General features: G+C 39.7%; 9 protein-coding genes. All 9 read right to left on the reverse strand.

Annotated elements, in window-relative coordinates; translation table 11 throughout:
- A partial coding sequence (locus HT736_RS10430) for a YSIRK-type signal peptide-containing protein (RefSeq protein WP_172931025.1) occupies window positions 1-2,153 on the reverse strand: 2,153 nt, incomplete at its 3' end.
- A 558-nt stretch (window positions 2,154-2,711) separates the two neighbouring features.
- Complete coding sequence (locus tag HT736_RS10435) at window positions 2,712-3,146, reverse strand: protein-export chaperone SecB (protein ID WP_172931026.1); 435 nt, start codon at window positions 3,144-3,146, stop codon at window positions 2,712-2,714.
- Window positions 3,146-3,490 carry a hypothetical protein gene (locus tag HT736_RS10440; RefSeq protein ID WP_172931027.1) on the reverse strand — a complete coding sequence of 115 codons (345 nt, stop codon included), beginning with the start codon at window positions 3,488-3,490 and terminating at the stop codon, window positions 3,146-3,148. The genes HT736_RS10435 and HT736_RS10440 overlap by 1 nt, the downstream gene beginning before the upstream one ends.
- 14 nt (window positions 3,491-3,504) lie before the next feature.
- The gene (locus HT736_RS10445; protein WP_172931028.1) at window positions 3,505-4,092 is read right to left on the reverse strand and encodes a hypothetical protein; all 588 of its coding nucleotides are present in this window, start codon (window positions 4,090-4,092) and stop codon (window positions 3,505-3,507) included.
- A gap of 441 nt (window positions 4,093-4,533) precedes the next feature.
- Window positions 4,534-5,049, reverse strand: a complete 516-nt coding sequence (locus HT736_RS10450) for a hypothetical protein (RefSeq protein ID WP_023941483.1) — start codon at window positions 5,047-5,049, stop codon at window positions 4,534-4,536.
- 666 nt (window positions 5,050-5,715) lie between these two features.
- Window positions 5,716-6,042 (reverse strand): hypothetical protein, encoded by a 327-nt coding sequence (locus HT736_RS10455; RefSeq protein WP_345889804.1) that lies wholly within the window; start codon window positions 6,040-6,042, stop codon window positions 5,716-5,718.
- Window positions 6,043-6,340: 298 nt separating this feature from the next.
- Complete coding sequence (locus HT736_RS10460; RefSeq protein WP_172931029.1) at window positions 6,341-8,221, reverse strand: beta-N-acetylhexosaminidase; 1,881 nt, start codon at window positions 8,219-8,221, stop codon at window positions 6,341-6,343.
- Window positions 8,215-9,084, reverse strand: coding sequence for an ROK family protein (locus tag HT736_RS10465; RefSeq protein WP_172931030.1), 870 nt, complete (start codon window positions 9,082-9,084; stop codon window positions 8,215-8,217). Before HT736_RS10465 ends, HT736_RS10460 begins: the two co-directional genes overlap by 7 nt.
- A gap of 83 nt (window positions 9,085-9,167) precedes the next feature.
- Window positions 9,168-11,813, reverse strand: coding sequence for an alpha-mannosidase (locus HT736_RS10470; protein WP_172931031.1), 2,646 nt, complete (start codon window positions 11,811-11,813; stop codon window positions 9,168-9,170).
- Window positions 11,814-11,982: the final 169 nt, after the last annotated feature.

Raw genomic sequence — 11,982 nt, forward strand, 5'->3', positions numbered from 1 at the left:
GCCTGATCAATCGCAGCTTTAGCTTGATCAACTTCAGCTTGCGTTGGGTTCGCTTTGGCTAAAACGTCTTTACCAGCTTGAACAGCGGCGTCATAAGCTCGCTTCTTATCAGGGTCTTGCTCATTGTAGTAAGCAGCACTTGCTTTTGTAGCATCGGCTTCCGTATTTGAAGCAGCACTTAAGGCAGCTGTATTCGTTTCGCTTCCTGTTAAGGCAGCTTTAGCCTGATCAATCGCAGCTTTAGCTTGATCAATCGCAGCTTGCGTTGGGTTCGCTTTGGCTAAAACGTCTTTACCAGCTTGAACAGCGGCGTCATAAGCTCGCTTCTTATCAGGGTCTTGCTCATTGTAGTAAGCAGCACTTGCTTTTGTAGCATCGGCTTCCGTATTTGAAGCAGCACTTAAGGCAGCTGTTGTCCTTTCCAGTTCTAATGCAGCTTTTTTCTCAATTACCCTTTGTAATTCTTGCTTATACTCTGTAGTAGTTTTTAAGTTATTAGAATCAATCAATGTTTTAATAGTTTGTAACTGATTTAAATAATCATTCTTACTAGTTTCCTTCACATTAGTGATATCACGTTCTTTTGTTTCCTCTAATTTACTATAAATCTCTTTCAAAAGGATTTTTGCCAATTGATTTGTGCTTTGACTTATACTAAATTCTTTTCCAGAAATAGGAAGTGTATATTTCTCATCCCACGATTGGTAACTCCCCCCAGCTCTATTTTGTTCTGCCAAGCTAATTCTAACTTTATATTTATTCACTCCTTTTTCCAACATAATAGGTTTACTTATAAACATCCCAGCCCTACCGTTCGGACGGTTCCCTGCTTGTGCTATCTTTTTCTCAGCTTCGTCTTTTCCTATATAGCCGACTCGGGCACTACTTTCCGACGTGGCATTATTAGGGGTAGTAGATATACGAATAGTACTTGTCCCTGAACCATTACTTGCTGCAATCACATTCATATTACCATTCATTACAGTTTTGGACGGATCAAATATTGCTGTATAAACATTAGTCTCCATATCATTTTCTATACTAAAAACTTCAACTTTATATTTAGCCTTATGCCCTTCGTCATCACCAGTATATCCTGTTTTAAACTTAATAGTAACTGTGGAATCTATAGCACTATTATAAACTCCAAAAGTCTTTTCAATTCCATTAAAACCAACTATATTTTTACTAATACCTGAACCTTCTCCTTTATATTTATAATTACTATTATCAGAAACTCTCTCTGAATGATTATGCCTATTTCTAGGTTTTGCAAGTAGGAGAACATAATTACTATCTCTATCAAACGCCTGCTCAGTTAACCAAACAGTATCATTTAAAGTTACATTAATGGTTTCCAGCGGAAAAACACCATCTACAGTTTTCCTTGCAATTGTAAATTTCCCTCTTTCTCCATTAATTGTCACCCCTCTCCAACCACCAAATTCCATAATTTCCTTTACTTTACCAGGTAGAACTCCTTCAGCATCTCCCAGTTTATCCATATCATTAATCTTTGTGTTATTTTGAATTTCACTTGGTAATTGTTCGAGTTTTTTTTGTAACTCATCTAATCCAGCATCATCCCTTGGAGCTTGATAAGTCTGATTTGCATCTGAATCGTCATCGGTTGCAGTCGCTGTTAGGGCAGAGTCTGTATCACGTCTTTTACGTACTTTTGGCTTTCTGCTTGCTTCTTCTGATTTTGTAGCTTCACCTTCAGATTTTGAAACTTCACTGCCTTCTGTAGACTTTGGAGAGCTAGAGTCCCCACTTACAGAGTTTTCATCCGATTGAGTCTTTCTTATAGGTTCGCTTCTTTCAGATGAGCTTGCTTCTTCCTCTTTGGTCTCTGGATGACTTTCTTGCTTGCCTTCATCCCCTGCTTCAGTATTGGTTGCAGATCCTTGTTCCTTTGCAGCAGGAGCAGCGTAGGTTGGCTGCTGTTCCTCTGATTTTTTCTCTATTTCCGAATCCTTATCAGCTGCCACCTCCTCATTTGACTGTATGGCCTGCGCTTCCTCAGCAGATACCGCTCCACTTCCCATAAAGAGATACAGCGCCGCCACGGCTACCGAGGCCGCTCCAAAACTAACCTTACGAATCGAAAACCGCAAGCGCTTTTCTCTATCTTCATTACCTTTATAAAACATATATCATTTTGCTCCTTTTCCGATAATTATCGGTTAATATATAATGGAAGGGCAAATAAAAAGCCCCCCCTAAAATATTTGAGCATACTTTAGGTAGGTTTAACTCATTATACTCTCTTTCTTTTTATAAATCAAACATTATGAACTAAGCTTGATATCATGTATCTTATCGTGGAAATATTGACTTCATTTTCTCCTGAAATTTGTTTTTTACCCAGCCTCAACATATATACGGCAAGCTGAAACCAACATTGTTTGACTTGATCGTCAAGCTTTTCACTTCACCACCTGCTAGCTGTTTTAAAAGAAAAAACGCTTGAAAAATCAGCGTTATTCTTCGTATATTATTAAAATATATGATTCTATCAGTTTTTTAGAAATATTTTATAGTTCAAGAACGATAAGCTCGAGAAACAGCTAGAGTTTCAAATTGCACTACTATCATACAAAACTCTTTGGTCCTATTTATTTTTATCACAATTTTGATTTATAGTTCTCCGAATACCTTTTAAATGTGAAAGCATTTCATTGGAGCTTTGAAAAATACATACACTGTTTTTATTCGTATGTTAACTTGATAGAATCTTTGTCTTCAAGCATTTTTTTAATGTTAACGACAGGCAATATGAAGTTGGGGAACTCATTACCCCGAGTAATCATATCAGATACGATAGGCCGAATATAGGACCAAAGAATTGCTAAACCATTCTCTTTAAGAAAAGTTTCAAAATCAATATCAAATTCTGTCTCGTCATATATAAATGAAAATTCTCCAACAATATCTACAATAAGCTCAAAAGCAGAATCATCTGAATCTATATCTCCTTGCTTTGTTATCAAGTTAACATAAGCAAGGTTTTCTGATTTCCTTATTAAAATCTGTGCAGACAATTCAGGATGTAAATTAATAGTACTATTTGTTTGGTCAAAACTAGGATTTCTTCGGTATGATACTTCATTTAAAAAATAATCTTTAAATTGTAAAGAGGACATTAAGCTGCCACCTCACTATTTTCTTTTGTTGTAATTAAGTTTTCAGAATCTATTGGTAAATATGAAAAACATGACTTCTTGTTTTTTATATTATATTCAGGCATTGCCTTTACTTTAGTTATAGAATTCAAATCATAAAACTCTTTTTGATTATTTAATTGAGAAGTAAAATGGATTTCATCTTTATATTTTTTAAGACTTCCTGATATATTCAAATCATAATCAAATTCATTGTTTACTGAATAAATTTTGTTGGCCTTAATCTTTTCAACTAATTCTTGAAACATTGGAGAATCCATCAAAGAAAATTCTTCAGTTCCTAAAAAGTTTGACAATAAACTCATAAAAGCCTCCTTATTTATAAAATGTTTGTCATACAATTTAAATCACGGATACAAATTTCCTCTCCGTTCTTTCCGTTAATTACTGGTAAAAATGGAATAGCTGTATATGTTTTAGACTGCACGGCTTCATAATTTTTCCCATGCTGAGACGCTAAATCAAGCAACAGTTCAATAGTTAATCCTTGATTTTGGTTAAGAAAAGTAGCTCTATTTTTGGCTCCGCTACCTGAAATACCTGCAATCTCACGTTCAATTTGAATAGATGCCGCTTGTCGATATTCCTCTAATAACCTTTGGTTTTTTGGGTTATCTAAAATAAAAATCTTATCTATAGATTTTAGGGTGATTTTAGCATGAATTAACTCAGACCTAACCCCGGGTTTGCTTAGTTCAAATGACTTATACTTTGCTACATAAGCAGAAGCAATCGTTTTACCAGTATCTTTGTCAAAAGGTAGAAAAAAGTAAATACCATTACCCAAATCGTTCGGATGTCTCTGTTTATGAATACCAGGTTTATATTTCTCATAAGAAAACCCAGCAGATAGAATCTTTTCTTTTATTGGTGGTGTGGTGCCGTGCCACCTACTATATTGTAGCATAGAACTTCCTGATGAAGCTACTAACTTGATTATACTGTTAAAGCTTAGATAATTCAACTATTACGGGATTTTTTGAAAAAATTCTAGCGATTTCCAGAACGGAACTGAGCATTAAGACAATAACTACCTCACCTTATCATGCCAAAATTATCGGATTTTATCCAAATAAAAAGCCTATAAAGTCAGTATTTTTATTTTACGTTAAATAAAAATCACTTCAAAAAACTTTTGGGGCAAGTTTGGGGCAGAAAACCGTGATTACTCACGGACTTTTTCTATTCTTCAAGAAAACGCTTTTTTTGAAGAATAGAGTGGATTGGAACTAGAACAGTAACTACGACTACTAAAACATTTCTATAAATTAATTTGACTTTCCTAATCAATTTGTTCAAATCTTATTTCAATCTACTATAAAAAAACACAAGCCTGCGGAAACATTATCTATTCTAAATAGTCTTTTTCTGTTATGACTCTTAATCTAGTAGAATAATTCTGGAATGTCGAGAATTTAAAGCGTTTAGGATCTTCAAGTTTGTTTCTATCGTTCATTTCTAAAGCACCGTTATAGTCTATAATAGCTTTTATCAACTTATTAATTATAGCTCTATCATTGTCCATTACTTTATAATAATCTTCGATTTTTCGAAGTCGAAAAGTAGTATTTAGCAAATAACTTTCATCTTCTAAAATCAAGGTTTTACCAATATCTAATCCTTCAACATACCCTTCTTTTGCTGAATTTCGAAGCTTATACTTCAATTGATACTTTTTAGGAATGTAACTTCTAAATGGAATCAAGAAAGTTAGCCCCTGTATTTTGACAACAGTTACCGCAAATCCCCTTCCTTTATTCATTACTTCCTTCGTCTTAAAGTCATAGTCCATCGCTTGAATAAGGTCGTAATCCTTGCACATTTTTAAATCAATTTGACCTAATTTTAACTTTTTGCTTTTCATTTCTATTCCCTAGATAAAAAGCTCACTAAAAAGTGAGCAACATTTCCAATGAGATACTTCTGTTGACGAGCGCGTCTCTCCGCCCCCTCATTGCCTCACGAAAAGGCTAGACGAATCGAAAGGAGGTGAGTTTTCCTGTTTTCAATTCTACTTATTCTTACACATTTTTTTAATTTTGTCAAACAAAAAAACGCAAGCCTAAGCCTGCGGTGAGTGTAATCTATTTTGAAATTTTTAAATAAAAAAGAGCATTTAAGCCCCTCCCTTGAAATAACGGACCCTTGGCTGGTCGGTGTACCCAGCATCTCAGATACCTTTTTGCAAGGTGTGGCAGGAACCTTTCTGCCCTCAAATGTCTTTCGTTAATGTTATTCTAGCACTATCTAATTTTTTGTCAAGTTTTCTCAATCTACCAGACTTGATACGTATTAGCTACACCCTCAACAAATTTATACTCTTCGAAAATCTCTTCAAACCTCCTCAGCTTCCACCTGAAACCTCAAAACAGTGTTTTGAGCAACCTACAGCTAACTTCCTAGTTTGCTCTTTGATTTTCATTGAGTATTAAAAAACTCTCTTATCTGAAACCATCACAAAAAAACACTTGAAATACTAAGCCTACACAGACTGATTCCAATTGTTTTTTAGATTGTTTAACAATCAATTTTACCATTCTTCATAGTCAAAACCATCATAATCTGGATATTGTTCTGGCGGCGTTCCAACCGAACGTACGAGATAAGCTTCTTCGTCTTCCGCCTCGATTTCTCTCAGCACTTGGCATTCAAAACGCCATTCATCACCGAAGTCGAAAATAAACTTAAATTTTTGTTTGACACTTAGGATATCCAGATAGACATTTTCTGTGTAACGTTCTTCAACATCGTCACTAACAAAGCTAAGAAAGTAAGAATCTGCATGACTCCACGCAACATTATCCATGAAAAATGCATGAGCATGATCATTTGCAAAATCAAAACTCCATAAAATCACATCTTCTAGTTCTGCTAACGTTTTTGTTTTTGGAATTTGTATATGTCGGTAGCAACCTTTTTAAAATTTGACGAAAATGACCCAGGTTTCTACAGATGCTGGCTTTTCAGCTTCTATTTCTTGTTTTACTAATTTTAAGTGTACCACAATACCTCCAATTGCTCATCGATAGAATTGCTCTTAGGAAACATTCCCTTTCTGCTATTTTATTATAAGTTTGTCTAACTGTGGCATTTGAAACTAGATAATTCTTCTGTTTCACGCGAAACACCCTGCGCCAAGCAAGGTGTTCTTGTTTTTAAGTTGTATAAATGGTCGAAGCTGTCGCAATGGTATGCCACTGGTTGGCTGTTGTGGCTGCGAAGCCCTTGTCTGCGTAGAAGTCGTTAAATGGCAGGATTTCCACTTCTAGTTCGTCGATGCGGTCAAGCTGGCCAGCCAAATAAGCCTTGATACGGCTTTCTGCTCGTTTGATGCGTTGCAAGAGTCCGCCCATACGGATGTCAACCGTATCCAAACCAAAGACCTTGTTTTCTTTCAGCCATTGGTGGCTAAAGAGGGCATGGAAGTGCTCAATTTGGCTTCTGAGTTCTGGTAATTCTTGCCTTGCGATTTCTTGTAGACTTTCTTTATCGCCCACTTGGTAAGCCTGACGAATGCGTCGTCCCACATCCACTTTGCTACTTAAAATAGCATTCAACTGAGCCTGAGTTTCAAAGAGGTAAGAGTAAGCACCAGCTTTTTCTTTGATTTCAGCAAGGGTCTCAGCTGCCTGAGCAAAGTGTGGTTTGTCCTGTTCAGGTGTCATGTGTCGGTCAAGGATCGGACAGAGGACATCCTGATAAAAGACATAGCGGTTAGGATTGATACCACTGAGATTATCTGGCAGGTCTGACAAGAGGTTGGCAAGGTCAATCTGCATAAAATCTTCAACCGATAGACCAGTATTGGTCTGAAAGTGAGCAGACAAACGGTCTAGGTCATTGCGATAGCTTAGTTCGGCCCAAATTTGCAAGCTTGGGAGAATAGAAAACTGGGCAGTTTCACCACCATTGTCTCCCCAACCAGTTACGATGACTTCTTTAATCTGATTGGCACGGCAGGCTTTATTAGCCTCAATAGCTACTAGACGGCTAAAATGGTTGTGAGGTGTAAATCCAATCCACTTCCAAGCACCTCCTGCGAAGGCAAGATCATGGCTAATCTTGTGGTGGTTGCGGAAATTGCGATTGTATTTTTCCTCGCTATCCTGATAATAGTCCCAGTAAACCAAGGTCACTCGGTCTTTGAGACGGTCTAGGTAGACACGCGTTTCCTCTGGAATTTCCACATCACGGTCGTACTGGCCATCTGCTGACATAAGTTTGAAGAACATATCGCTCCACATCTGACAGTGGAAACCATATTTGTCAGCAATATCCAGCACGCGCTCCAAGTGTTGGCACATAAGGAGACTACGATCTACCACACCATTCAAAATCAAGTAGCGTCCCAAACCAACCAAGTGGGCTTCGTCCATCCCGATATTGACCTTACGTGTTTGTAGCTTAGACAGAGTGGCAAACATGCCATCAATCAGGTCATAAACCTTTTCTTCGCCGATAAGGAGGATATCCTCCACATCACGGAGCTCCTGCACTTCTTTGACACCCCATTTAACGAAGGCTGACAAGTGGGCCAAGGTCTGGATACAAGGCACAAAGGTCATATCAAACTGCTGGGCGTAGGCTTCTATTTCCTGCAACTCCTCAGCCGAATAAGCCCCACGGAAATAACCAAAGTAAGGCTGTCCTTCAATCTGGTAGGTATCTTCCATGTAGAGCTCAAAGGTTGAGTAGCCCATGAGAGCCAAGACCTCAACCATCTGCTTGGCAGAAGCCACATTCAGCACCGCATTTCGAGAACAGTCTGCCATGTAGGCTAAATCTTCATAAGCTGCTTGTTCTTCAATCTCTACTTTATCACCTTCTGCTAGAGCTGTTACCAACAAGGACAAGGCACGATAAAGTTGGTGAGGTTTGCGGTAGGTCAATTGATAGTGACCATCCTCACCCTTGATAGAGATGGAGGCTTGGTCAGACTGAGTGACAGATACTTCCACATCTGGTAAAGAGATATGTTTTGTTAGCAAGTCGATTGCCTGAGTTTGTTTGGGACTAAGCCCTGTAAATCTTACCATTGCTTTTCCTCCTGTAACCAGTTGACAAGGGCACCGTAGAGATTAGCATCTGCATGATAGGTGCAGGCTTGGATGACGGGTGCGACCGTGTATTCTTCGTAGGTTTCGACAAAGTCTTCAACAGTTTCCTTGACACCTTGGATAAAATCTGGATTTTGACTGATAGAACCTCCCAGACTGATGACATCTGGGTCGATGAGATACTGGATATTGAGCAATCCTTGCGCCAGATTACGATTCATGCGCTCAATGGCTTCTTGACAAAGGGCATTTCCTGCTGCAGCCTCTTGATAAATCTTGCGACCGTCCCAGTCAGTCTGACCAGATTTTTCAATCACGTATCGCACCATATTGCCAGTTGACGCTAGTTGCGACCAGTTGTTGAGCTTTTCAGCAGGGGCAAGGGTTGTCATATAGCCAAATTCTCCACCCAGACCGTGGCGACCTCGATGAAGTCTACCATTGATAATCATGGCTCCGCCAATCCCTGTCCCAATCACGACACAGGCTGCATTTTCAAGCTCTGGATGAGCTAGTAGTTCACTGAGTCCAACGCAGTTGGCATCATTTTCTAAATGGACAGGTAGCTGATAAGAGCTAAGCGCCTCATACCAAGAAAAGCCATGGATGTAGGGCACCGCACTGAAGCCATCAATCACACCTGTCTCTTGATTGACCGCACCTGGAACACTCATAGCAATCCCACTGTAATCCTGCTCTGACAAGCGCTGGTCTAGCCAAGCTAATAAATCCTCCAAACTTTCAGGCGTTGGAATGCTTGTCTTATCTAATATTTTCCCATCAGGAGTCAGACTAGCAAACTTAATTCCAGTCCCTCCGATATCAATTGTTGCAATGGTCATTGTTTTTACCATAAAAAGGGGCGAATCAGCAGTTAGTTCTTACCTTTTCGCCCCTCCTTTCTTTTTATGTTTACTTTTTGAAATTAAATTTCTTCTTTTTTAATCAATTCTGTACGAATTTCTTGTGGTGAAATGAAGCCTCTATGAACTGGGTATGGTCGTTCAAGTAGGTCAAGGAAGAGATGTTGACTTTCTGGTACACGCACATTTTCTTGACTCATATTGTAGTAACGGAGTACATATCCTTCTTCATTTTCAGCTACCTTAAAGGCTGTTGGACAGATTTGCGGTATGCTGAGAACAGAATGGCTCAAGAGGCTACCAGTCGCTGCCACGCTCCCTTCCTGTCTAGCAAGCTGAAGGCTGGCAAACGGTGTCTGCAAGGCCTTAGCTCGACGATAAGCTGAGAAGCGTTCTTGGGCTTGGTGGCACTCAAGCGCAAACTCGACTTCAAATTCACGCAAGCATTGTGCTTCTGGTGTTGGGAAGTAGCCCCAGTCACCTAGCTCACCTGATGCACGCAAAATAGTCACTGCAATGGTGTCGTCTCCAAGGATTTCGTATTCATTCAATCCCTTGTTGGATACAGTCACACCTTTTTCATCGTCATACAGACTAACAAAGGCTTGTTGGTGTTGAGGATTTTCAGGATTTTCCCATGAAGCAGCTGGTTTGTTTGGTCGTGTCACCACCTCATAGATGCTTTCAGAATCATTGCTTGGACGCGTGTTATGAGTCTTGACCAAGAGACGGATACGGTGATCCTTGGCAGTGTTAGTAAAGCGAGTCTTGAAGCGGATTTGTGGATTGTCAATAAAGACAGTCAACTCAGTTTCAAGAGGAATGCTTGTCAATTCTTCTGAACGTCCAGCATCACGCTTCATAAACTCGATGATGCCTTTTTGCTCTTCTTCTAGTTTTTCATCCGCACTGACAGGCACAGTCAATTCATGTTTGAGCAAAATTTTAGCATAGCGAGCTGTGTTTTCCAAGACCTCGTAGCCCTTAAGCTCTGCATAGATAGGCTCTGTTCCTTTTGGTTGGAAATAGATATACTCGTTTCCGATGTCACCACGGTCCTCAAAACGGATAAAATCTTCATAGGCTTCGTGAGTTGTCTTGTCATAAACTGTGATATTGTCATCCACACTCACCCTTATAAATGGCGTATCAATCAATCCGTTTTTGTAAATACCCTCACGGTGTTCTTGCTCTCCTTCCAGCAATTGGAAAGTTGTCCAAGAAAGTGGCGCTAGGTGAACTGGGATGGTCACGCGCACTTGTCGAGCGATACGAGCTTGGCGGAACTTATCTTTTGGTAAATCGTACTCAAAATTAGCCCCAAGATCCTCGATTTTAGCCTCTACAGGACGCCCATCCAAATCCTCCACACGATAGCTTGGCAAGGTAAGAGCAGACATCTTCTTGTAGCCTTCTGTTGGGTGCAATTCCTTGAAATCACAAGTCGCAACATCAATCACTGTGCTGACAGTATCAACCTTATCATGCAAACCTGTGTTAATGGCAGTAAAGAGATAATCACTTTGAGCCTTAGACGTAGCAATTTTGCCCTTCCACTCGTTGAGAAGATTGGTCTTAACAAAGGTTCCGACTTGATTGACCTTGGCAAAACGTGTCTCCATCTCACGGTGAACTTCGTCCACACTACAGCCACAGATACTATCATGGGGCGCATTTTGCAAAAGAGTTTTCCAAGCATAGGTCAACTGGTCCTTGTGGTTATGACCCCCAGTGATAATTGTCAAGGGTTCTACAACTTGCTCTAGGAGGTTGCTATTTTCTTGGAAGGATTGTTTGAGATAAATACGAGATGAAGAAGTATTGGCAAGTGTGTACCAGCCGTCTGTTTCCTGACTGGTCAACTCACCTGTAACCGTTGATAATTGCTCTGGTAGGGCACTTTCCACGGCTTGGACATATTCATCAAAAGAACTATGAACAAAGGTTACATCTGGGAAGAGTTCATTTGCCACACGAATGGCTTCGCTCAGATTTTTCTGGACAGGCTGGTGGTCACAGCCGTTCATCATCAACCACTGGTTGGTCGAAGCGTAGGCACGCACGTCTGCCAGTTTTTGTTTCCAGAAGGTCAAGACCTCGTCTTTATCAACTGGAATTTCATTCCCATTACTGTACCAGTTGGCAAAGAGGATACCGAGGACACGACTTCCGTCCGCACCCTGCCAGTACATTTCTGAAAACTGGGAAGTAAACTGCTCATCTTCGAGGACTTGGTTGTCAAATCCAATCGGCTTCACACCACGACCAAAGGCTGCCACGTGAATGCCTGATTTTTGAAGAATTTGAGGCGCTTGTCCCATATTTCCAAAGGTATCTGGGAAGTAACCAATCTGGGTTGATTTGCCCCATTTTGCACATTCTGCTTGACCAATCAAGGTATTGCGGACATTGGCTTCACTTGAAATCAAGTAATCATCCTGCAAAATGTAAAAGGGACCAATTTTCAATTTTCCTTCGTCAATGTAGCGTTGAACTTTGTCACGATTTTCAGGGCGAATTTGCAAGTAGTCATCAAGGACAATGGTTTGACCATCCAAGTGGAAGCTCTTGAACTCAGGGTCATTTTCAAAGAGATCGAAGAGATTGTCAAACAATTCCACCAACTGCATACGGTGACTTTCAAAAGGCAAGTACCACTCACGGTCCCAGTGACTATGTGAGATAATATGTACAACAACATTTTCCATGAAGTAAAACCTCATTCTAAATTTAAATTTTAACGTTTCAAATGTAAATTTGTGATTCTGACAAGAATCAGTTGCGCTAATACTCAACGAAAATCAAAGTGCAAACTAGGAAGCTAGCCGCAGGTTGCTCAAAGCACTGCTTTGAGGTTGCAGATAAAGCTGACGTAGT

Source organism: Streptococcus sp. 339, assembly GCF_013277285.1.
GTDB classification, from domain to species: domain Bacteria; phylum Bacillota; class Bacilli; order Lactobacillales; family Streptococcaceae; genus Streptococcus; species Streptococcus pseudopneumoniae.